This window comes from Pedobacter suwonensis (assembly GCF_007833675.1).
Lineage (GTDB): Bacteria > Bacteroidota > Bacteroidia > Sphingobacteriales > Sphingobacteriaceae > Pedobacter > Pedobacter suwonensis.
Window position 1 is genome coordinate 5,634,475 of record NZ_CP031708.1, and the last position, 23,588, is coordinate 5,658,062.

The 23,588-nt window shown below is 39.7% G+C and carries 21 protein-coding genes; 9 read left to right on the forward strand and 12 right to left on the reverse strand.

The features are described 5' to 3' along the window. Positions 1 to 84: 84 nt before the first annotated feature. The 3 genes from DV942_RS23115 (at position 85) to DV942_RS23125 (ending at position 2,594) form a co-directional block, all read left to right on the forward strand. Positions 85 to 585 carry a hypothetical protein gene (locus tag DV942_RS23115; RefSeq protein WP_145861435.1) on the forward strand — a complete coding sequence of 167 codons (501 nt, stop codon included), beginning with the start codon at positions 85 to 87 and terminating at the stop codon, positions 583 to 585. Positions 586 to 732: 147 nt separating this feature from the next. Beyond that, positions 733 to 1,095: a BlaI/MecI/CopY family transcriptional regulator gene (locus DV942_RS23120; RefSeq protein ID WP_090987357.1), complete on the forward strand. Its 363-nt coding sequence runs from the start codon at positions 733 to 735 to the stop codon at positions 1,093 to 1,095. A gap of 5 nt (positions 1,096 to 1,100) precedes the next feature. Next, positions 1,101 to 2,594 (forward strand): M56 family metallopeptidase, encoded by a 1,494-nt coding sequence (locus DV942_RS23125; protein WP_145861437.1) that lies wholly within the window; start codon positions 1,101 to 1,103, stop codon positions 2,592 to 2,594. A gap of 236 nt (positions 2,595 to 2,830) precedes the next feature. Here DV942_RS23125 and DV942_RS23130 read toward each other — a convergent pair whose 3' ends face one another. Beyond that, positions 2,831 to 5,491, reverse strand: coding sequence for a TonB-dependent receptor (locus DV942_RS23130; protein ID WP_145861439.1), 2,661 nt, complete (start codon positions 5,489 to 5,491; stop codon positions 2,831 to 2,833). Continuing rightward, on the reverse strand, positions 5,488 to 6,444 hold the full coding sequence (locus tag DV942_RS23135; protein WP_186462380.1) for a GLPGLI family protein: 957 nt from the start codon (positions 6,442 to 6,444) through the stop codon (positions 5,488 to 5,490). Before DV942_RS23135 ends, DV942_RS23130 begins: the two co-directional genes overlap by 4 nt. Positions 6,445 to 7,108: 664 nt before the next feature. Here DV942_RS23135 and rplU point away from each other — a divergent pair. The 3 genes from rplU (at position 7,109) to DV942_RS23600 (ending at position 9,053) form a co-directional block, all read left to right on the forward strand. Next, entirely contained in the window at positions 7,109 to 7,420 is a 312-nt protein-coding gene (rplU, locus tag DV942_RS23140) for a 50S ribosomal protein L21 (protein ID WP_039476071.1), read from the forward strand. 51 nt (positions 7,421 to 7,471) lie between these two features. Beyond that, positions 7,472 to 7,882: a 50S ribosomal protein L27 gene (rpmA, locus tag DV942_RS23145; RefSeq protein WP_145861443.1), complete on the forward strand. Its 411-nt coding sequence runs from the start codon at positions 7,472 to 7,474 to the stop codon at positions 7,880 to 7,882. 322 nt (positions 7,883 to 8,204) lie between these two features. Further along, positions 8,205 to 9,053 (forward strand): hypothetical protein, encoded by an 849-nt coding sequence (locus DV942_RS23600; RefSeq protein WP_186462381.1) that lies wholly within the window; start codon positions 8,205 to 8,207, stop codon positions 9,051 to 9,053. 203 nt (positions 9,054 to 9,256) lie between these two features. Here the strand turns inward: DV942_RS23600 and DV942_RS23155 are convergent, their stop codons facing one another. From DV942_RS23155 to DV942_RS23185, 7 genes are all read right to left on the reverse strand, one after another. Next, the gene (locus tag DV942_RS23155) at positions 9,257 to 10,246 is read right to left on the reverse strand and encodes a polyprenyl synthetase family protein (protein WP_145861445.1); all 990 of its coding nucleotides are present in this window, start codon (positions 10,244 to 10,246) and stop codon (positions 9,257 to 9,259) included. Between the two features lie 29 nt (positions 10,247 to 10,275). After that, positions 10,276 to 12,408, reverse strand: coding sequence for a ribonuclease R (rnr, locus tag DV942_RS23160; RefSeq protein ID WP_090987345.1), 2,133 nt, complete (start codon positions 12,406 to 12,408; stop codon positions 10,276 to 10,278). A 146-nt stretch (positions 12,409 to 12,554) separates the two neighbouring features. After that, a complete protein-coding gene (locus DV942_RS23165; protein WP_145861447.1) occupies positions 12,555 to 13,589 on the reverse strand; it encodes a sialidase family protein in 1,035 nt (344 codons plus the stop codon). Positions 13,590 to 13,592: 3 nt separating this feature from the next. Next, positions 13,593 to 15,299 (reverse strand): ABC transporter ATP-binding protein, encoded by a 1,707-nt coding sequence (locus DV942_RS23170; protein WP_145861449.1) that lies wholly within the window; start codon positions 15,297 to 15,299, stop codon positions 13,593 to 13,595. Beyond that, positions 15,299 to 15,559, reverse strand: a complete 261-nt coding sequence (locus tag DV942_RS23175) for an Imm32 family immunity protein (protein WP_145861451.1) — start codon at positions 15,557 to 15,559, stop codon at positions 15,299 to 15,301. Before DV942_RS23175 ends, DV942_RS23170 begins: the two co-directional genes overlap by 1 nt. Continuing rightward, on the reverse strand, positions 15,559 to 16,272 hold the full coding sequence (locus DV942_RS23180) for a 3'-5' exonuclease (protein ID WP_090987337.1): 714 nt from the start codon (positions 16,270 to 16,272) through the stop codon (positions 15,559 to 15,561). Before DV942_RS23180 ends, DV942_RS23175 begins: the two co-directional genes overlap by 1 nt. Positions 16,273 to 16,563: 291 nt before the next feature. Continuing rightward, complete coding sequence (locus tag DV942_RS23185) at positions 16,564 to 17,760, reverse strand: pyridoxal phosphate-dependent aminotransferase (protein WP_186462382.1); 1,197 nt, start codon at positions 17,758 to 17,760, stop codon at positions 16,564 to 16,566. Positions 17,761 to 17,873: 113 nt separating this feature from the next. Here DV942_RS23185 and DV942_RS23190 point away from each other — a divergent pair, with 113 nt between their 5' ends. The 3 genes from DV942_RS23190 to bioA are packed head-to-tail and all read left to right on the forward strand — an operon-like array spanning position 17,874 to position 20,601. Further along, positions 17,874 to 18,860: a cation diffusion facilitator family transporter gene (locus DV942_RS23190; RefSeq protein WP_145861453.1), complete on the forward strand. Its 987-nt coding sequence runs from the start codon at positions 17,874 to 17,876 to the stop codon at positions 18,858 to 18,860. Continuing rightward, positions 18,847 to 19,293, forward strand: a complete 447-nt coding sequence (locus DV942_RS23195; protein WP_145861455.1) for an NUDIX domain-containing protein — start codon at positions 18,847 to 18,849, stop codon at positions 19,291 to 19,293. Before DV942_RS23190 ends, DV942_RS23195 begins: the two co-directional genes overlap by 14 nt. A 6-nt stretch (positions 19,294 to 19,299) precedes the next feature. Further along, a complete protein-coding gene (gene bioA / locus DV942_RS23200; RefSeq protein WP_145861456.1) occupies positions 19,300 to 20,601 on the forward strand; it encodes an adenosylmethionine--8-amino-7-oxononanoate transaminase in 1,302 nt (433 codons plus the stop codon). A 77-nt stretch (positions 20,602 to 20,678) separates the two neighbouring features. Here the strand turns inward: bioA and DV942_RS23205 are convergent, their stop codons facing one another. The 3 genes from DV942_RS23205 to DV942_RS23215 all read right to left on the reverse strand — a co-directional run bounded on the left by DV942_RS23205 (position 20,679) and on the right by DV942_RS23215 (position 23,582). Then, positions 20,679 to 21,095: a VOC family protein gene (locus DV942_RS23205; RefSeq protein ID WP_090987329.1), complete on the reverse strand. Its 417-nt coding sequence runs from the start codon at positions 21,093 to 21,095 to the stop codon at positions 20,679 to 20,681. 359 nt (positions 21,096 to 21,454) lie between these two features. Further along, positions 21,455 to 22,828 carry an exonuclease domain-containing protein gene (locus DV942_RS23210; protein ID WP_145861458.1) on the reverse strand — a complete coding sequence of 458 codons (1,374 nt, stop codon included), beginning with the start codon at positions 22,826 to 22,828 and terminating at the stop codon, positions 21,455 to 21,457. 124 nt (positions 22,829 to 22,952) lie between these two features. Then, entirely contained in the window at positions 22,953 to 23,582 is a 630-nt protein-coding gene (locus DV942_RS23215) for an outer membrane beta-barrel protein (protein WP_145861460.1), read from the reverse strand. Positions 23,583 to 23,588: the final 6 nt, after the last annotated feature.

The window sequence follows — 23,588 nt, forward strand, 5'->3', positions numbered from 1 at the left end:
GTCTTTAGTCCAGAGTCTTTTTAAGCTTTCAGTTATTTAATAATGCGCTAATTCAAAATTCAATCATTCAAAATTCAATAAAAAGTGTCAAGTAGAGGAAAAAAAATATTCTTAGCCATTACGATTATCGTTCCGATGATCATTTACTGTTACATTTATTATAAACCGATTATCCAGAATGCACCCTTCCGGAAAAAGGATTTTGTATCAATGGAATACAAATGGGGCATTAAAGATACCTTAGAAAATCACTATAACTCAGCCACTGGCGAGTATCAGTATGTAACCGGGGCCGATTCGGTAGTTAGGAAAAAAATCTTTTTAAAAAACGACGATATTCTTTACATGCACAGTAAAGCTAATGAAATCGGACTTTGGAATTTTCCGGATACCATAGGTAGGAAAAGTGAAAAATCCATGGCAGTGCCACGTTACGATATTTTGTTTAAATACAAGGAAAAAACAAAACATGTTGTGATTTACGGCGATTTTGATGGTAATCCCAAATTGTTGGATGCTGCCGTACAAATGCGAAAAGTTATAGATCAAACATTATTACAGGCCGAAAAAAGAAGCGCTAAGTAGTCTTTAGTCGGGAGTCAGAATTCCTGAGTCGAAGGCCGAAGAAGAAAAAAACATTCACTCGTTATTATAAATAAAGACCTTGACCTAAGCAGATTAAGGTCTTTATTATTTAAGATGTTTTCGTATATTTACGATATATTCGTAAGTATGGAAAAATTAACATTGCAGGAAGAAGAAGCGATGCTGGCTGTTTGGCAGGTTGGAAAAGGCTTTATTAAAGATTTTATGGATGTGCTGCCAGAACCTAAACCACCATATACCACTTTGGCATCGACTATCAAAAATCTTGAACGTAAAGGATATCTGGTAAGCGAACGTTTTGCAAATGCGAACCGCTACAGTGCAAAGGTTAAAGAAATAGAGTATAAAAAGCGTTTTATGAGCGGTTTTGTTAATAATTATTTTCAAAGTTCGTACAAAGAGCTGGTTGCTTTTTTTGCTAAGGATAAAAAGATCAGTGCCGAAGAACTTAAAGAGATCATCAATTTAATTGAGCACCCTGAAAAGTAGAGGCTATGCCACATTTCTTTCTCATTTTGTTTAAAATTAACCTCGTGCTGATTTTGTTTTCGGCCACTTATTACCTGGTGTTGCGGAGGTTAACATTCTATTCTCTCAACAGGACATTTCTTTTGTTTGGGATTATTTTTTCTTCTGTTTATCCTTTTATTAACCTGACTGATTTTTTGGCCGGACATCAATCTGTGCCTACCTTTGTTCCCGGGCTGAACCAACAGGTAAGCCAGCTGGTAAAACAGGATGCCGTTCCTCTATTGTGGCAGGTGCTTACGATATGCTTTTATGTTGGCCTGTTGCTTATGGCATTGCGGTTACTGGTGCAGTTTATTTCGTTGTACCGCATGCATCAAAATTCTTCGCCCGATAAGTTAAATCAGTATCAGGTAAGGATTTTAGCGGATGAGGTAAGTCCTTTTAGTTTCTGGCAAACCATTTATATCAATCCGGGACTTCATAAGCAGGAAGATCTTCCCAATATATTGGCCCACGAGAAAGTTCATGTGGAGCAATGGCATACAGTTGATATTATTCTGGCCGAAATTTGCGTGGTTTTTTACTGGTTCAATCCCGGCGTTTGGCTGATGAAAAAGGCCGTGCGCGAAAACCTTGAGTTTATTACCGATGCCCGCATTCTAAAAAAAGGAATAGATAAAAAAGCTTATCAGTATAGTTTGCTGGATGTAGGTAACCTACAGGCTTCAGTTACCATTGTGAATAATTTCAGCTTGTCTGATCTTAAAAAGAGGATCATGATGATGAATGCCAAACGGTCATCAAAATTAAATTTAACACGCTATATGCTTGCTTTACCGGTTTTGCTGTGCATTTCACTTGCCTTTACCATTGATAAAAAAGCGGTAGAGAAAAGTTTATCGCCTTTAACCAAAGCGGTAGTTAATGTGATGCCGCATCAGAAGCCTGAGCCTGTTGTGGAAGCCGGAATAAAATCAAAAATTAATAAAAAAAGGCAGGTTATGTCGCGGGTGGTGCCTAAAACAGATACCGCTGCCAGATTTACCTTCGTTCTGAAACAGAATAGTAATGGTTTGGATTCCGCACAGCAAGATGTAGTGGCCGCGATTCAAAAAAAGGTTGACAATTTTAAATTCCATTTTAAAACAGACGGTAGCTCAAACAAACGAATTTTGGTCAAACAGTTCAACTTTACAGATTCAGTTCCAGTTAATGAAAGAATTGAACAGATTATGCTCGCTGAACAGGCAAAAGGTGGCTTTGGAAATGTTGCAGGTACCAAAGGAAAAAAAGTTACAGCCGTTTTTATCATGAAATCTACTGTCAATACCAAAGAGAACAGCGAAGCATTAAAAGATAAACCTAGTGCAAAAGAATCTTCGGTCACCAGTATGGGTTATTACCTGAACGGAAATAAAGTGAGTAAAGAAGCGATTGATCAATTAAATCCCGATATGATTATGGATCTGAAAATGGATCAGAAAGGGCAGTTTATCCAGATTAATACGAAGCATTAGTCGAATTTTTTTTCGCGGATCAAACGGATAAAGACAGTTCGTAAACAACAATATGCGTTAATCATGTCAAATCAGCGGGAGATCATGCGCTGCAGCAAAAAAGCATTCGTAACAGTTATTTTCCCGCGGATCAAAGGGAGTTTGCAGATCAGGAAAGTTCTTATAACAACAGTCTGCGTTAATCATCTCAACTCAGCGGGAGATCATGCGCTGCAGTACTTCCCGCTAATTAAATCTTAAAAATTAAACGTCGCCTTGAGCATGGCTACCCGTCCGGGGATAATATAAGTTCCAGTAGTTAAGGAGTTGGCCGAAAGGTAAATGGCGTCAAACCTTTTAATATTGGTGAGGTTAGTGATCCCAAATTCAATATCAGTCTTCATTTTTAACCATTTGTAGCGCAGGTTTGCATCCGCAAAAATATATTTCAAATCAGGTTGTGATGATTGCCTGGTGAAAAGGTGTTCAGCAGATAGGTTTACGTACAGATTTTTAATTGTGGTAATCGCTAAAGCAGACTGTTGCCTTAATTGTTTAAAATTCGTTTTTATCCCGTTAGCTACTATCGCTTTATTATCTGTAATGGCATAGTTGGCTGCATAAGACCAGTTAATGAAGTCGCTCAGCTTGGCTTCAATCCCAACTTTGTAAGCTATGGTTTGCGTATTAAACGGTAAAAGTGCATTGTTCTGTAGCTGACTGTATCTGCTTTGCGAATAACTGACGCCGGCATTTACGGTGCTTTTTAGGGTAAACAGGTATTTGCTGGCATTTGCTGCAAGGTAGAAGTTACGGATATGGTTATTTAACGGCAGTACAATTTTCTGCTGAATGTTGTTGCTCAGGTTGAAGGCCGAAATGGTGTTCAACTCAGTGTCGCTATAATTGGCCGTTAAATTCGCGAACAACATTTGCATGGCCTTTCTAAAGTTGAAACCGGCGCCTATGTTATGTGTTTGGGATTCGGTAATTGGTGCATCGTTTGAAAATAATGATCGGTAGTTCTTTAAAATCGTACCCCGGTACACGTCGCTAATATTTCCCAGGTCGTTTCTGAAGCTATAGTTTGCCGTTACATAATTTTCGGTACTGGTTTCGTATTTTAGGTTAAACGAAGGGTTTATGAATAGCTTATTCAGGCTATTATGCAATTGGTTAGCGGTATCGCTGTAGTCAATGTGGTTGTAGCTTAATGGTAAGCTTAAACCAGCCTTTAATTTCTCATTGGTATACTCGTAAGTGGCTTCAGTGTAAAGTTTGGTTTTAAACCAGTCAAGTTCATTTACCGTATTTCCTGTAACGGGTTCCGTTTGCTGATTATTTTGCGTGCGGTATAGCACTGAATTAAGCTGCTGTTGCTGCATATTAAAGCCTGCTTTGTAGGTTTGTACGAAGTTGTTTTTTACAAAAGCGAATGACGCATAGTTATTGGTGTACCAGGTTGGTAGTTTGATCTGCTGTGTTAAATCAAGATAACTGTTTCCATTATTTAAAATATCAGGGTTTAGCCCGGGTGTAATATTTAGGATTTCGGGTTGAGCAGTATGGTTTAAATAGGAGTAGAGATTGATTACATCCTCTGATTTTAACTTTTTTCGGTAATTAAATTCGTTCGATAAATCGAAAGTTTTCTGTTTAAGGATCTGGTTGGCTGCTACGTCATTAATTATTAAATCCGATGTGGTTTTGAAAGGGGTATATTCCAATACCAGATTGTTATTCAGATAGTATCGTTCCGCATTGCCATTCAGGGTAAACTGCGCCCTGAGTTTTTGTGGATTAATGGCATTGTTTTGTGTTTCGGTATAACGTATGGTTTGACCGGGAAGGTAAGTCTCCGAAAATTTATTGTATTCCTGATGTCTCTGGTCGTATAGATAGGAGATATTGGCCCTTAACTGGAGGTCTGGATTGAACTTGTATAAATTGTTAAGGTTAATGAGGCCAGCTTTGTTAAACAGATATCTGCTTTGTGGCAGGGATGGTACCCCGGCAGCGCCTGTAGATAGTAGTCCGTTTGGTTTATCGTTATCCAGTTTTTTTGCATAATCAGAAAAATTATGTGCAATAAGGTCGCTACCCGGATCAATGCCGATATTGTTTCCTTTTATGTTGTTGATAAATTTTAGCTTTTTATTAAACAACATGGCGGTTAGGTTTTCATCAAATCGATTGGGGACGCCGGCACCAACAGTGGCATCTCCCATCATTTTAAGCTTAGCTTCATCTTTGATCACCAGGTTTAAAGCAACATCGTCACTCATATTATTTTTGCGCATCATTTTAACAGGTTGATCGTTCTGAATAACCTGGACCTTATCAACTGCTCCATGCGGAATGCTTTTAGTGCCTATATTGTACTTGTCATCCAATAGATTATCCCCATCCACATATAGGTTAGATATTGATTTTCCGTTGTAGGTGATCTTGCCATCCTCGGCCACCTCAACACCGGGCATTTTTTTTAATACATCGCCAATACTTCTGTCTTGCTTATCGGCAAAGTCAGCCGTGCGGTAATTTAAAGTATCGCCCCTGGATGTCAATGATGGTCTGTTTTTAACAGTTACCGTTTCCAGTGTGGTTTCGCTGGGTTGTAAAATCACCTCGTAATTTTTAGCAACGTCGGTTACGGTGGTTACCAGCTTTTTAAAGCCAATGCTCGAAGCTTCAAGGTGGTAACCTGCAATGGCTTCGTTTTTGAGTTCGATGGTGAAGGCGCCATTTTTATTCGTTCTGGTAAAATTGATGATGTTACCGCCGGCATCTTTTAAGGTAACGTTAACGGATTCAATACCTTTGCCGCTTGCGTCTTTTACCAATCCTTTAAGTGGCCTTTGTGCAGCAACAGAAAGCGCTGTCAGCAAGAGCCAGCAGCTTAAAATGAACTTTCTCATTTTTTATCTTCGATTTCTATCGGATTATTGATTTCAGCTTTATTTGTGGTCTTGCTTGCAGGACGTGGCACCTGATTGGTTTTGAATGAACCTTGCATTCCATTTGCAGCCATTTGGGCCTGCATAAAACCTTGCGGATCTTCATCGCGTGCTGTTTTAAGTTTATCCAGTTCTTTTCTTGTGGTTTTTATTGCATTTGTTGGTAATTTAATTTCAGTCCCAAGGTAACTGGTGCTAATATCCATGCCCATAATTTTTACTGAACTCACTCCGCCACTTGGGGCTGCAATTTTAACCTCTCCATCGGTATTGTCTGTAGCATTTGTTTCCTTTACATTTTCAAGTCCGGCAAATTCAAATTTCACTTCTTTTTTATCATCGTAAGCTTCTATAATTAAACCAGGTAAACCATTTAATTTCCATGGACCGCTTTGAAACGGAATATCGGTTGCAAACCAGGCTATCCAGTTGCGGCCTTTAAAATGTGTAGTTGCTTTTTGACAGGCAATTCCCGAAAAGCTCATCGTATCTTTTAATATCTTCCAGCTAATGGCTGGAGCAGGTTCTTCAATTAGGTAATTGTTAAATACGCGCTCTTTGGTAATCATTTTATGTTCATTTGCAAAAAAGAAATAGTCTTCCTGGGTAAGTGGTGCTTTCGTTTCACTTTTTACTTCAATTTTCACGTTTCCATTACCTGCCTGGTTTTTCATTTGCTCCATGATCTGCATTTGCATGTTCTTTGCCTGGTTCATTTTATCGTAACTGGTAAATACAGATGCATTTTTACCGGTTACAAGCAGCATATTTTCTACTTTGGGTTTATCTTTCTGTGTCGTATCGGTTACGTGTGTAAAAGTGTAGCGCACCCTGGCCAAAGCTTTGTCTGGTTCCTGGGCCTTTGCTGATAGTAAAATGGCTGTAGCCAGGCAAGTAGTAAAAATTCGTTTCATGATATGGTTATTTAGTTGTTTATTTAGTTTTCGTAAATCTACGAAGTTTTCGTAATTAGAAAAATGTTTTAACATTTTTTAACGGGGAGGAGGGGTAAAATGGAAGACGGATGATGGAAATGGAAGATGTAAAAAAGGAAAATGGAAAATTGAGAAAGAGAGCGGACGTGTTTATTTGCAGAGATGCATAGACACCTAGATTTTGATATGTCATTTGAGTGGAGGTGGGACCGACAGAAATAATATTTGGAAATGAGCGTTCGGTGTTTCTTGGCGGCTTGCGGCCCCGCTTTCGCTCATAGTCCTCGCTGCGCTCCGGGCTATTCCGCTCTATCGGGTTTAGAAACAAAGCTTGTGCGCCCTGGAACTCTACAAACGAGAGTATTCCCCATTATAAACGATAAGCATCGCTGAAAAGGCGGAGGCCTTTCATTGCTATTGTGTTTGTAGACAGCGCGTGTGCAGGATGCGAGAAAGGAACTAAAATGCGTATATTGGCGCTTTAAAAAAACATAACCGGATGGTTAAAGGGATCAGAAAGTTTTGGTTGAAATGAGGGGAATGTTTTAACGAAAAATATTTTCGATATCTGTTTGTGTGTTAATTGAATTTATTCTATATTTGCACCTCGTTAAATAAAAATTAAAAAACTAATATTTAAACAATGTACGCAATAGTAAATATAGCAGGGCAGCAATTTAAAGTTGCTAAAGACCAGCACCTTTTTGTACACAGATTACAAGGAGATGAAGGCGCTAGTATTGAATTTGATAATGTATTGTTGGTTGATAACGGTGGTGCAATTACTGTAGGTGCTCCTGCAGTTAAAGGTGCTAAAGTTTCAGCTAAGATCGTATCTCATTTAAAAGGTGATAAAGTAATCGTTTTCCACAAAAAACGTAGAAAAGGTTACAAAAAGAAAAATGGTCACCGCCAGTTTTTCACTAAGATTCAGATCTCTGACATCACGTTATAATTAATTGTTAACCCAATAATCCGCTTTTAGCGGGTTACAAAATATAAAATCATGGCACACAAAAAAGGAGCCGGTAGTTCGAAAAACGGACGTGAATCGCACAGTAAGCGTTTAGGTATTAAAGTTTTCGGTGGTCAGTTAGCTGTTGCAGGAAACATTTTGGTACGTCAACGCGGCACAAAACACCATCCTGATAAAGGCGTGGGTATTGGTAAAGACCATACGTTATTTGCTTTAGTTGATGGTACTGTTGTTTTCAAAAAGAAACAAGATAACAAATCATATGTTTCTATTCTTCCTATCACTGATGCGGAGATCGAAGCAGCAATTGCTAAGCCAGCTACTAAAAAAGCAACTGCAGAAAATGAAGTTGTAGCTGAAGCTGCACCAGCAAAAAAAGCACCTGCGAAAAAAGCAGCTAAAAAAGACGAAGCTACTGAAGAAGCTGCAGCTGCAGAATAATTAGTATGAAACGAATATAAAAAGGGTTCTGATGCAAATCAGGACCCTTTTTTGTTATAGCTGAAACTACAGTTGCGAACTAGCTTTCTCAGTCAGCACAGCAACTGCAATCTGATTGATTAACCTTATCCTAAAATCACAAGATTAAGATTGCTTTGTCGTTCCTCCTTGCAATGACGGGATTTTCTTTTGCTGATTTATCCTTCGTTTAACTGGCGTCAAACCTCGGACTGCCAACGGCGCTGAATTGTTAAACCCTGTTAAATAACAAAAATTAACATATCAGACTTTTAGATTTGGGTAGTGATTTAAAACCAAACCCATGAATCTGAAGCAGATATCCTTATTACTTCCATTACTTATTTCAAGCAGTTTCCTGTATGCGCAAGATGTAGAAGAAAATATGCGCATGGTAAAACCTTTTAAGGCCGACGGTATATCGAACGAATGGAATGAACCACTTAACCAGTACAACGATGCTACACGGCTGGCTTTTGCGCTCGCTAATGATGACCAGAATCTTTACATCATTATCGAATCTCTGGATCCGCAAACTACGTTCAGTGTATTGAGCGGAGGCATTACCTTAAACATTAATACAGCAGGCAAAAAGAAGGATGGGATTCAATTAACCTTTCCGCTGATGGAAAGACCACATGAACTTAAAGATGTAAATATATCCCCAAATCATATAGCGCAGCCTAACGGAGATATGGGAATGCCTCACGACCCTTCAACAGTGAATAAAAGCATCCGTGTTTCTGGGTTCAAAAACATTGTCGATGGTGATTTATCTGCAGAGAACCAGAATGGGATTGAAACTGGTATGAGTATACACCCCAATAAAGACCTGATTTACGAACTCCGTATTCCGCTGGAACAACTTGGCGTAAATGTAGAGGCAAAAAAGCCATTGGTTTATCACATTAAAATTAACCAGCCCGATAGAACTGCTATGCATCAATCAGGCAGGCAGGAAAATGGGGGCAGAGCAGGCGGTTTTTCGGGTGGAAAAGGCATGGGTGGAATGGGCAGTGGCCGCGGTGGTATGGGTGGAGGAAGATCAGGAGGGGGGATGAGCCGTAGCCGTGGCCAAGGGCTGCAGGAAAGCCGTGGAATTGCCGCTAAACAGTCTGATTTTTGGATTAAGTATAAGTTGGTTAAAGCTTAAGCACAAAGCCATCTTAATGCGAAAGCTGGTGATGGCTGCCGTTTTAAGATGGGTTTATATTTGGATCTTTCATCGGTATCGGCTTCGATGCGATCCGGGGCAACGAAGCCGGGAGTCTGAACGGGAAAGATCTTTCCCGACCTTGCGACAGTAGCGTGCTTCAGTCTATATGATGCTTTTTCAAACCAATTAAGCCCGCTTTTTTAATATTCCCTGGCCATTAACTGGTGGGTAAGGGTTAACAGGCTGGCCTTTCTTTCATCGCTCACATTGATCTGTGCAAAAAAGGCCAGGGCTTTATCCCGGTAATGGTTCATGTGTTCTTTGGCTATTTGCTGTATATCCAGGGTATCGTAAACTGCCCTAACGGTTTCTACCTTTTCTTGTGCATTAAATGCTTTAGCATTGGTCCAGGTATTCAATGTAGCTTTGTGGTCGCCTTCAGCAAGTTCAAGAGCTTTTAGCAATAAGAAAGTTTTTTTATTGGCAATAATATCGCCACCAACCTGTTTGCCAAACTTTTCAGGATCAGCATAAACATCTAAAATATCATCCTGCAGTTGAAAGGCAATGCCTATGTTTTCACCAAATTGTTCAATGAGGTCGGCATCTTTTGCAGGTGCACCGGCAATTATTGCTCCTAATTTAAGTGCGCCTCCCAGAAGTACGGCTGTTTTAAGTCTGATCATGTTGATATACTCCGCAATACTTACATCATCACGTCCTTCAAATTCCATATCCAGCTGTTGTCCCTCGCAAACGCCTTGTGCAGTACTATTAAAAGTATCAAGCGAATCTTTCAAAAAAACTGGATTTACTTTCGCCAGGTTTTTATTGGCTTCTACCATCATCACGTCACCGCTTAAGATAGCCACATTGGTACTCCACTTTTCGTGTACGGTTGCCTGTCCTCTGCGTAATGGTGCATTATCCATGATATCATCATGTACCAGGGTGAAATTATGGAAAATTTCGATGGCCATGGCAGCATGTACAGATTCATTGGCATCTGTACCAAACAATTCAGTAGCCATAAGTACCAACAGGGGCCTTACGCGTTTGCCGCCGAGGTTAATAATGTAACTGATTGGATCGTAAAGTTGTTTCGGGTAACCTGGTAAATTTAAATTTTGTATTGCGGTATCTAAAATCTGCTGTAATTGTTCTGTCGTATGCATGTTCTGTTTCAACATTGTGTTTCGGGCACAAATGTCTTAATTTTTTAATCAGGAATTAGGGTGAAATCGATCTGACGTTTAGAAAGGTCAACTTTTTTTACACGGATCATTACTTCATCTCCCAGTTGATATTTTTTCTTTTTTCTTTGGCCAACAATACAATAGTTTTTTTCGTCTAGCACATAGAAATCATCAGATATATCGCGTAAACGGATCATACCTTCGCATTTATTCTCTTCAATTTCTACATACATGCCCCATTCGGTAACGCCGGAAATAACACCCTTGTATTCGGTACCGATATTGTTTTCTAAAAATTCGGCCTGCTTGTACTTAATTGATGCTCTTTCAGCTTCAGCCGCCCTTTTTTCCATTGCCGAAGAATGTACAGAGGCAACTTCATAAAATTCCATATCGGCCGATTTGCCCCCATCTAAATAGGTTTGCAGTAAACGGTGGGCCATTACGTCAGGGTAACGGCGGATTGGCGAGGTAAAATGTGTATAATAATCAAAAGCCAAACCATAATGACTTGTTTTTTTTGTGGTATAAATGGCTTTGGCCATAGAACGGATGGCCAGTGAGGTTAAAATATTCTGCTCTTTTTTGCCTTCAACATCGGCCATCAAATGGTTGAGTGATTTGGCAATTTCCTTATCAGATTTGGTGTTGATTCTGTAACCAAAACGGGAAGCAAAGTTGGCAAAAGTTTCAAGGGTTTCCATGTTCGGCGAATCGTGTACCCGGTAAACAAAAGTTAATTTTTGCTTACCCTTACTTTTTTTGGCAATAAATTCAGCTACTTTGCGGTTGGCCAAAAGCATGTAATCTTCGATCAATTTGTGGGCATCTTTGCGTTCTTTAACGTAAACGCCTATAGGTTTACCCGCTTCGTCGAGTTTAAATTTAACTTCGGTGCTTTCAAAGCTGATGGCACCATTTTTAAACTTGCGGTCGCGCAGGATGTAAGCCAGCTCGTTCAGTTTTTGTATTTCGGTTGCGTAATCGCCGGTTTTATTTTCAATTACTTCCTGTGCTTCCTCGTAGGTAAATCTGCGATCGGAGTGGATTACGGTGCGGCCATACCATTCGTTTTGGATGTTTGCCTGCTCATCGAGTTCAAAAACTGCAGCAAAACATAATTTATCTTCATGCGGACGAAGCGAGCATACGCCGTTACTTAAACGCTCAGGCAGCATTGGGATTACACGATCAACAAGGTAAACCGATGTTGCGCGGCTGTAAGCTTCTTTATCAAGTTCAGTCCCCTGGAGCACATAATGTGAAACATCGGCAATATGGATCCCGATTTCATGGTTTCCATTCGGTAGTTTCTGGTAAGAAATGGCATCATCAAAATCCTTTGCGTCAGCCGGGTCGATAGTGAAGGTTAACACCTTTCTAAAATCTTTGCGTTTAGCAATCTCAGCAGCAGAAATTTCTTCCGGAATGGCATTGGCTTCTTTTTCTACCTGTGCAGGAAACTCGAGCGGAAAGCCATATTGAGCCAGAATGGCGTTCATTTCGGTGTTGTTTTCACCTTGGTTGCCCAGCACATGTTTTACAATACCTACCGGATTTTTAGCGCTTTCTGGCCAGTCGGATAATGTTACCAATACCCGTTGGCCGCTTTTTGCGCCATGGGTATCAGCCAGTGGTACAAAAATATCATGCATCATTTTTTTATCGTCGGCAACGACGAAGGCAAAGTGATCTGATATTTTAATCACGCCTGTAAAGTCTGATTTTGCTCTTTTAATGATTTCGACAACCTCGCCATCGTTTTTCCGGCCACGCTTTTTGGCAAAAACATAAGCTTTTACCGTATCGCCATGCAGCGCATTTTTAAGCTTGCGGGGAGCGACAAAAATATCTTTTTCAAACTCGTCTTCAGGAACTATATAAGCTGAACCATCAGCCGTCATATCTACGGTGCCAATAATAAAGTTCTGCAGTTCTTTAAGTTTAAATTTACCTTTTTGCGGTTCCAGGAAAATGCCGTCATTTTTTCCTTCTTTTAATATCTCTAAAATCGTTTCTCTTGATTCCTGATCATTTAGGTTCAATTTTGCCGAAACCTGTTTATAATTGAGCAACTGATTATTGTTTTTTTCAAAAATATCACTAACCAATTGATTCAGAACCAATTTTATATTTGCCGATTTTTTCTTTGCCATACGCTAAACTGAATTTATCGAAGATACAGAAAAGATAGGGAAGTGGCAGGATTTGCCGTGTAAAATGTAGGTAAGGGGTTTGAGATTTGAGATCCGAGATGTGAGATATGAGATATGAGATGTGAGATTGGAGATGAAGATTCCAACTATGATTTTGTTGATTTAAGTTCAACATAGGTAACGTTTTTACGCTCAGCTGTATAACTGATATGGATGTTTCCATTTTTATCCTGAATAATGGCTGGGTAGCTATATTCGCCTTTTAAATGGTTTTCGAGGGTGTAAATATCTTTCCAGTTTTTACCATCGGTTGATATGGCCAGCTTTAATACTGAGCGGCCTTCCCACCAGTTTTTACCCGCGGTTAACGGATTATAAACCAGCAATTGATGGCCGTCTTTCAAAGTTACCGCATCGCTGCCCGAATTTGGGTTAGGCAGTTGGGTAGGTTTTAATTTTGACCAGGTTTCCCCATGATCTGCAGACCAGCTTTCTACAATCACATTTTGGCGACTCCTGCAAAGTAATTGTAGTTTTCCATTTGGGTATGTAAGAATGGAGGGCTGGATAACGCCAAAGGTATCGCAGTTGATCTGAATTTTTTTCCAGTTTTTGCCATTTGCATCCGATTTTTCGATATGGATATGCCACGTTTTTTCATCCTGACTTTCGGTGCTTGACGGATAGAGGATGGTTCCGTTTGCCAGTTGGATGGGTTTGTTTTTGATAGGTCCCAGGAAATTTTCCGGTAATTTTTTAGCTTCAGACCAGCTTTTACCATTGTTGGCAGATGTTTTATATTCGGCCCACCAGGTACGGGGATTTAAGCCTACTTTGTAATGTAAAAATAAGATGCCGTTTTTTGCTTTAAAAAGAACCGGATTCCAGCAGGCTAAACGGCTGGTATCGTTTTGTATCCCGTTGGCAATTTCAATAGGCTGGCTCCATTCGGTGCCGTCTTTTACTGCCGACCAAATAACCACGTCTTTGCTTCCTTCATGTTTGCCTCCAAACCAGGCAGCCATAATTTTTCCATTTCCGAGATCAACCAGTGTTGAAGCATGACAGGCTTCAAAAGGCGCCTGCTTAAAAATAGGGCCTGATTGTATTATTTCTACTTTTTGCGCGTAGGTTGCTATGTAAAGCAGCAGTATAACAGTAATAGAAAAAAATCTTTGCATAATTTATGGCTGGCCGGGAATAGCGGCGATAAGTTTCCGGGTATATTCGGCCTTAGGGGCATTAAACAATTCTTCAGGGAAGCCTTCTTCTTCAATTTTACCTTTATTCATCACTAAAATCCGGTCAGAAATATGCTTGATTACCGCCAGGTCATGTGAAATGAAAAGGTAAGTGAGGCCAAACTCTTCCTGTAAGGACCTGATGAGGTTGAGTACCTGCGCCTGAACTGATACGTCAAGCGCTGATACAGATTCATCGCAAATGATAAATTTAGGCTGTAATGCCAAAGCCCTGGCAATAACCACGCGTTGCCGCTGGCCTCCGCTAAACTCGTGTGGGTAGCGGTTAAAATGCCCGGCTTTTAAACCAACTTTGTCTAAAAGTTCTATTACTTTCTGTTTGCGTTCGGTATCATTTTGATAAAGCCCGTGTACCTGCAAGGGTTCCATTATAGATTGTCCGACGCTTAATTTAGGGTTTAACGACGCGTAGGGATCCTGAAAAATAATCTGGATATCCTTTCTGAGTTTTCGCAATTCATTTTTGCCTAGGTGTGTTATGTCTTCTCCGTTAAATATAACGGAACCCGAAGTTGGCTGGATTAGTCTGAGGATAGTGCGCCCCAGCGTAGTTTTCCCGCAACCCGATTCGCCTACAAGGCCCAAGGTTTCTCCCGGAAAGACATCAAAATTCACACCATCTACCGCTTTAACATAATCGTTAATTTTACCGAATAAACCATTGCTGACAGGATACCAGGTGCAGAGATCCTTAATTTGCAGCAATGGTTTTTGCTGATATAAGGTTTGCCTTCTTGTTGCAATTTCTGTTGCTGTTAACTGGTTTGAAGCCAGCAGATACGCAGGTATGTCTCTGGTTTCGCTGTTTAAAAAATCAGCTACGACCGGTAATTTTTTTAATTGTAAATTCGGCGAGGGCCTGCAGGCCAATAAACCTTTGGTATAAGGGTGTTGCGGATTTTCAAACACCGATTTTGCTGGTCCCTGTTCCACAATTTCGCCCTTATACATCACGGCCACTTGGTCGGCAATTTCATTTACTACACCTAGATCGTGCGAAATAAAGATCATGGCCATGTTGCGCTCCGTTTTGAGCTTAAGGAGCAATTGTAAAATCGTTTTCTGAACGGTTACATCCAAGGCAGTAGTAGGCTCGTCGGCAATGAGGAGTTTCGGGTTGCAGCTCAGGGCCATGGCAATCATCACCCGCTGCTTCTGTCCGCCTGAGATCTGGTGCGGATAACTGTGAAATATTTTTTCCGGCCGCGGAAGCTGCACTTCGTTAAACAAGGCAATGGTCTGTTTTTTTGCTTCGGCCTTATCTATCTTTTGGTGTACGATAATGGCTTCGGCCACCTGATCGCCGCAAGTAAAAACAGGATTAAGGGAGGTCATGGGTTCCTGAAAAATCATCGAAATCTGATTCCCCCTGATTTGCCTGATCTCGTTAGCATTTAAGTTAAGCAGGCTGATGTCTTCAAATTCGATATCACCCGTGATTTTTGCCAGGCCCTCATCATGTAAACGCATAATGGAAAATGACGTAACCGATTTGCCGGAGCCCGATTCGCCTACTATACCCAAAACAGTACCTTTTTTAACATTAAAACTTATGGTTTTAACGGCATTGAACCAGCTTTTATCTTCCTGGTTGTAGAAATTGATATTTAAATTTTTAACGTTTAGCATTAAATCTTACTGATTACAATTTCTTTTGAACCTGACTCTAAACTATTGTGTTCATCTAAATGATAATGGCAACCGGATGAAGTTTCGGCATGTGCCAGAGAAAGCAGCTGTTTTACTAAAGAAATTAAGCCGGCATGGTTGGCTGAAATCATAATCTGATCATTCAGAACTTCGCTTTTAATTATAAATCCATCTTCCCAGAATGAAACAGCACCCTTTTCTTGAGCGTATTCGGGAATGTTTATTTTTAATTCTGCCATCAGGTTACAATGGTAATATTTTCTTCCGGAATTATATCCATTCCTTTAAATTTTAACAGTACCTGTGCGGTAGTAATTACATCTTTCTGGCAATAGGTCACAATCCGGGGCAGGTTTTTTTCTTCATAATATACCTGTTTTACCTGACTGCCGTTAATGTCATCTTTTGGCGTTGGGATATCGAGAATGGCAGCAAGCAGGTTAAGCGAGGTGAAATGTTTGTAGTCGCCAAATTTCCAGAGTTCCATGGTATCAATATGATTAACTTCCCAGGGTCTTCTGCCCGATAATTCCAGCTGTGCAGGAATTTCTATCTGGTTAATTAAAAGCCTGCGGCACAGGTATGGAAAATCAAATTCCTTTCCGTTATGGGCACAGAACATCAGGTTAGGTGTTTGCTTATAAAGCAGCGCTGCAAATTCAGAAAGTATTAGATGTTCATCGTGCCCCGAAAAGGATTTGATGCGCAGTTTGTGCGTGTTTTCCTCAATATAGAAAATGCCCAGGCTGATGCAGATAATTTTACCAAATTCAGCCATGATACCTGCACGGTCGTAAAAGTCTTCAGCACTTTGCTCGCCATTGCGTTGATAATGCGTTTTTTGTTCCCAAAGTTCTTGAAAATGGGGTGGTACTTCCTGAAAAGAAGCATATTGCGGAACGGTTTCAATATCAAGCACCATTACCTGGCTCAGATCTAGCGTTTTTAACATATAAACAGTTTTCAGTTAACAATTTACAGTTTTCTGTTTATAATTAAAGCAGGTGGAAAATATTTTATCAGATTTCGATAGGCTGAATAACAAAATCCAACAATTTCTAACAGATATTATGATGCTACGATAAAAAAAGTATGCTGTTAGAAAGGTGATGGCACATTATTCGAATAATCTCAAACTCACTTGATGGCCAAAAATCGTATAATACGTTTATAAATAAAGGCCGTACAATAAGTTTTTATCGTACGGCCTTTATGTTTTTAGTTAACTAAAATCTATGGTGAATCAGGCTAATTTACCTAAAGCTTCCTTAATTCTCCTCAAAGCTTCAACCAAACTTTCATCTGAAGCGGCATAAGATAAACGGATGTAATTATTGTTGCCAAAAGAATCGCCGCCTACGGTTGCCACGTGACCAACGTTTAATAAATATAAAGCTAAGTCTGAAGAATCTTTGATGACATTTCCGTCAGCATCTTTTTTACCAAAAAAAGAACTGATTTCAGGAAAAAAGTAAAAAGCCCCATCGGGAAGATTAGTTTTTACACCCGGAATATCATTTAACAGGTTGTAAACCAATTCTCTGCGGCGCAAAAATGCTTCTTTCATCTCTAGCACACTCGCTAAGCCTTGCTCGTAAGCTACAATCCCGGCCCTTTGGGCAATGGAACATGTGCCCGAAGTGGTTTGTCCCTGTAATTTATCGTTCGCAGCAGCAATCTCTTTATTTGCTGCAATATAACCTAACCTCCAGCCCGTCATGGCAAAAGCTTTAGAGAAACCATTAACGATAATTACGCGGTCTTTAATGCTGTCGAACTGCGCAATAGACTCGTGTTTATCTACAAAGTTGATATGCTCGTAAATCTCATCGGAAAGGATGTAGATGTTGGGATGTTTTTCGAAAACAGCTACCAATGCCGCTAATTCTTCTTTGCTGTAAACCGATCCTGTTGGATTACATGGCGAAGAAAACATAAATAATTTCGATTTCGGTGTAATAGCCGCTTCCAGTTGTGCAGGCGTAATTTTAAAATCACTCTCTATATCTGTATCTATGAAAACAGATTTTCCTTCTGCCAGGGTAACCATTTCCGAATAAGAAACCCAGTAAGGCGTTGGGATAATGACTTCATCGTCCGGATCGATCAAGGTGAGAATAACATTTGATAAAGATTGTTTTGCACCTGTTGAAACAACGATCTGCGAAATATCATAATCCAGGTTGTTTTCTGTTTTCAGCTTGTTAACAATGGCCTGGCGTAGTTCCGGATAACCTGGTACTGGCGAATAACGGGTATAATTTTCGTCCAATGCTTGTTTAGCAGCATTTTTTACGTGCTCTGGCGTGTTAAAATCGGGTTCACCAACACTTAAACTGATTATATTAATGCCCTTTGACGCTAGTTCGCGACCAAGTTTGGTCATTTTAAGGGTTGCAGATTCTGATAGACTGTTGATTCTTTTAGATAAGGTGCTCATGGTTAATTACTTTGACCGCAAATATATAAACCAAATATTATTCTGCACTAAAAAAGACGCAGTTTTTCTCATTTAATTTATCCGATAAGCGTATTTTTGAAAAAAATATTCGTGTGTCGGTAAAAAAGAAAGCAATAATAATCTCCCTTGTTGTGAGCGTGGTGCTAATGTTGGCTAAGTTTCTGGCGTATTTTATCACAGGTTCAAATGCGATTTTAACCGATGCCGCAGAGAGTATTGTAAATGTAATTGCCGGTAGTTTCGCCTTTTATAGCATTTACCTAAGTACGCGGCCGCGCGACGAAAACCATCCTTACGGACATGGAAAAGTGGAATTTTTTTCTGCTTTTGTTGAAGGAATCCTCATTCTGATTGCGGGAGTAGTAATTATTTTTAAATCATCGTACAATCTTATTTATCCGCATGTAGTGGGGGAACTGTTAACCGGAACGTTGATAATTGGAATTACCGGGGTAATTAATATGATTGTAGGCCTATACCTGATCAATGTAGGTAAAGATCAGCATTCAATTACTTTGCAGGCTGATGGGCGACATTTATTAACTGATACTTATACCAGTGTAGGGATTGTACTGGGTTTGATTTTAATTCAGCTGACAAATATAATTTGGCTGGATAGCTTCCTTTCTGTTTTGGTAGGCTTTTATATCATTTATTCGGGTTATACGCTTACCCGCGGTTCGGTAGGGGGCTTAATGGATGAAAGTGATTTTAAACTGGTTGAAGAAGTAGTGGAAGTGCTGCAAAAAAACAGGCATAATCCATGGATTGATGTGCACAACCTGCGCACACAGCAATATGGGCCTGAATTCCATATCGATTGCCACGTAACATTGCCTTATTATTTCGATTTAAACCAGGTTCACCGGGAAATTTCTCAGATTGATGAATTGATTAATGCTAACGGCCTACGTAAAGCTGAACTGTTTATCCATGCCGACCCTTGTTTGCCTGAATGTTGCCATTACTGCCACATGAGCGAATGCCCGGTAAGGGCAGAGGCTTTCAAAAAAGAAATTGTTTGGACACCTGAAATCGTAATCAAAAACAAAAAACATTTCGACAATGAGCTACTTTAATGTCCGTGTTTACGGGCTCTTGATTAACCACCATAATGAGGTTTTAGTAAGTGACGAAGAGGAATATGGAATCCGTTTCAGTAAATTCCCAGGTGGCGGTTTAGAATTGGGTGAAGGTTTGATTGATGGATTAAAGCGCGAATTTATGGAAGAGTGCCAGGCTGAAATAGAGGTATTATCACATTTTTACACGACAGATTTTTACGAAAAATCATCGTTTAACGATAGCCAGGTGATCAGTATATACTATCTGGTTAAGGAAAAAGCACCCCTGCAGTTAGCATTTAAACAAACCATTTACGATTTCGATGGAGAGGGGGAGATCCTTCAGGCTTTCAGATGGGTAAAAATTGATGATTTAAATCTCGATGACATCACCTTTAAAACAGATAAAACTGTAGCTAAGCTTCTAAAAAATCATTATAAATCATAAATTCTGATGTCCGATATCTCCAAACCCCAAACTCCAAGCTCCGAACTTAATTTAACTGAGCGCGATAAAAAGGTGATCTGGCACCCTTATACCCAGATGAAAAACGCCTTGCCGCATATTCCGATTGTGCGGGGAGAGGGCGTTTATGTTTTTGATGAAAACGGCAAGAGGTATATTGATGCGGTTTCATCATGGTGGGTGAATATCCATGGCCATGCACACCCTCATATTGCAAAAAAGGTAGCCGAACAGCTTACGGTACTTGAGCATGTAATTTTTGCAGGCTTTACGCACGAACCTGCCGTATTGCTCGCTGAAAGGCTATTGCCCATATTACCAGGTAAACAGGAAAAAGTTTTTTATACTGATAACGGTTCAACAGCGGTTGAGGTAGCTTTGAAAATGTGTTTACAATATTGGGACAATAAGGGGAAGCCTAAAACCCGGATTCTGGCTTTTAAAAATGCCTATCACGGAGACACTTTTGGCGCCATGTCTGTAAGTGGGCGCAGTATTTTTACAGATGCTTTTAATAGTTTGTTGTTTGATGTAGATTTCATCGATCTGCCTGGTGAAGATAATATCTCATATCTAACCGCTTACATCTCACATCTTACCGATACAGCATGTTTCATTTTTGAACCCTTAATTTTAGGTTCTGGCGGTATGCTGATGTATGAAGCAAAATATCTTGATGAACTAATTGCTGCCTGTAAGCAAGCAGGTATTTTGATCATTGCTGACGAGGTAATGACTGGTTTCGGCCGAACTGGAAGCTACTTTGCCTGCGATAAACTGAGTAATAAACCCGATATTGTTTGTTTAAGTAAAGGTTTGACCGGTGGAACTATGCCGTTGGGGATCACAACCTGTACCAATGAAATATATGAAGCTTTTTTAAGTGATGATAAATTAAAAACGCTTTACCACGGACACTCTTTTACTGCAAACCCGATTGCTTGCGTTGCTTCTTTAGCAAGTTTAGATATTCTGCTGCAAGATGAAACAATGGCTAACATTAAAAGGGTAGAGGCTAAACATGCCCTGTTCTTACAAGATATAAAGGCGCATCCTAAAGTTAAAGCGGTGAGGCAAACGGGAACCATTATCGCCATTGAATGGGAAACCGGAAATGAAACTTCTTATTTAAGTAATCTTCGTAATCTGTTGTATACATATTTTTTAGACAGAGGAATTATATTGAGGCCTCTAGGGAATATTATTTATATTCTTGCCCCTTATATCATTAGTGATGAAGATCTTGATTATATCTATGCAAATATAAAAACAGCCTTAGAAGAAGTATAAATATTCTAGTCGTAGCGAGACGCTACGACCAGTGATCAGACACTATAACAACTTGTCAGTTTTCTACGAAAAGAAAACTAACCCAAAGGCATTTTGCTCATGTCCATGTAAAGAATATTCCATCTTTGACCATCCAGATCAACAAAACCACAACCGTACATCCAGCCATCTTTGTAACCAGGTTCTCCATAGAGTGTGCCACCGGCATCCACCACTTTTTGAGCAAGGCTATCTACCTCTTCCGGACTTTCTGCATCGAAAGAAAATAACACTTCGCCTCCATTACGTCTGTCGGCAATGTTCATACCTATAAAACTCTCATACAGATTCTCTTCGAAAAGCATGATTGCGAAGTTGCTTTCTCCTACTAAAAGGCAGGCCGAATCCGCTCGGGCGCCATATTGCAGGTTAAGGCTGAAGCCTAAAGCTGTAAAAAACGCCTTAGATTTATTGATGTCCTTTACCGGAAGGTTGATCCATAGTGATTTTGTCATAACGTTTATATTTTGTTTCAGGTAAAGATAGGTGCTGGTGGCAGAATTATTGTTGCCAAAAGCGAAAAGTTAAAGGGGGATTTGAGACAATTACTAAATAAATGTTTCTCTAAAAGGCTATGGTGCAAAGGAATCGTCATTCCTGACTGAATCCAATAAGCATCGGATGGGAATCGCCATGTAAAAATTTATTATGGTGAGCTGCCTTGTGTACCCGTTTTTTGGTCTTTGAATCTCCAGGATTGATAGTGTTTAATCAGCGGCTATGGCATCTAAATAGGATGGACCAGTTGAATAATTATGTTTCTGAACTTATACTTGAAAGGGATGACTTCCCTTCAGGACGTTTAGAGAATTTCTTATAGTTTATACAATTTATGCGGGTTTTGCTCTGCGTAATTTAGAATTAAATTTAAAATGTAACTGTTGGATTGATAGGTTGCTAAATCATTTCTAATTGGCGCTAATCCATCTGATAAATAATTTTTATCCGTAAAGTAACCCATGCCATAAAATTTCCCGTTTTCTACTACCAAACAACTGAATTCATCTTCCTTTCTTCCGTCATCTACCAATGCAAAGCTGGGTTGCTGGTTTTGAACATCCATTAAGGCCGCATTTAGTTTTTTGTTGTAAACACTTACCGTTTCTATTCCACTGCATGCACCAAAACATTGTCCGTTCTCATGCGCGTAACATTTGGTTGCTGTTTTCTGCAGATAGCACAGTTTGGCACAAAGCTGGTATTTATCAATCAAATGATTTAAAAAGTTATAACCTTCCAGTAAACTGTTAAAACTTTGCAGGGCATTGTTGTTCTTTTTGTGTTTATCAATCGCTAAGCGCAAATAGCCGTTTTGGTCTTCGAAAACGTATAAGTCATATCTATGTTCATAACGTTTCATTGCCCGGTTGTTTTCAGGCCAGAGACGTTTAATTTCATTGGCTTCTAAAATCAGGGCCATCAGTTCGGTTCCACACGTTACATAATCTACATGATGGATGTTACGTAAAAATTCCTGACGCTGCCGATTGGGGGTATTACCGGTAAAGTGACTGGTTACCCGTTTCTTAAGATTTTTTGCCTTTCCAACATAAATAATTTTGCCTTTATTATCCTTGAAATAATAAACGCCAGGCTGTTGGGGCAGTTTCAGGATAGACGCTTTATCTAAATGAGGAGGTAAAACCTGCTCTTTCGATGTTTTTTTAAGCATTTCTGCGATGATGCCCTCCTGGTCGTACTCCAGCAACAAATTGAACAGGATACTGGTTGCGTCTGCATCTCCTGCAGCGCGATGCCGGTTTTGAATGGGGATCTGTAAGGCTGTACAAAGCTTTCCAAGGCTATAAGACGATTTCCCCGGAATTAATTTTCTGCTTAATCTTACGGTACATAGCTTTTTGCATTGTAAATCATATCCTGAGGCTGCCAGATGATGCTTTAAAAAGGAATAGTCGAAATTTACATTGTGCGCCACAAAAACCTTATTATTTAAGAGTTGATAAATCTGTAGTGCAACTTCGTCAAATGTCGGGGCATCCATCAACATGTCATCATCAATTCCGGTAAGTGCCGTAATGTGCGCAGGTATTGGCTGCCTGGGATTAATCAGCGTAGTATAAGATTCAACGATTTCGTTACCATCATGAATGTTAATGGCAACTTCGGTAATGCCATTTGCCGAGGCATGACCACCAGTGGTTTCAATATCTACTATTGCGTATAACATTAAAATAATTTGAATTACAAATTTATGCTAAAATAATTAGTATGAAAAATATTTTGATTATTTCTTTAGCACAAAAAAGCGGTTACCTATCTAACTTAACCGCTCTGAAATTTGTATATCACTATTATTTAAGTTTATTAAGCAATTTGCTTAAGTTAGGTTTAATACCCACAGAGATGGGTACAGTATTAAAGGTTCTGTCCTGTATTTTACTAAAACCATACATGTAACCGGCTTCAACAAACAAGTTGGCACCTCCAATATTGTATTCTATACCGGCACCACCTTCAGCAATCCCTAAACCATTAGATTTATTATTTTGTATAACCTGTAAGCTTGATGAATTAACTGTCGCCTGAGGAGTTAGGATAAACCCGCCACCTGCACCGGCAAAACCATAAAATGCCCATTTGTTAACGATTTTACGATAACCCAAGGCTACGTTTAACAGATAGGTAGTTGCTCTTCCTTTCTGTAAGGTATAATTGTAACCTTCGTCTGGCGTAATCTGATTAAAAGTGAAAGCATGTAAGCTTACTTTTGGATAAAGGAACAAACCATGATTACCCAAACCTAAATTCAGGCCTAACGAAGTTGAGAATTTTGGTTTAAAATAATCTGACGTCTCGCCCACAGGGAATGCAAATCCGATCCCGCTCATGGAATAAAGTTTATCTGGCCTGCTTTGTGCCATGATCCTGGGTGAAGCCATGATCAATAGTAGTAGAAAGGTTGGAAGTGGTTTTAAGCTCATACTTTA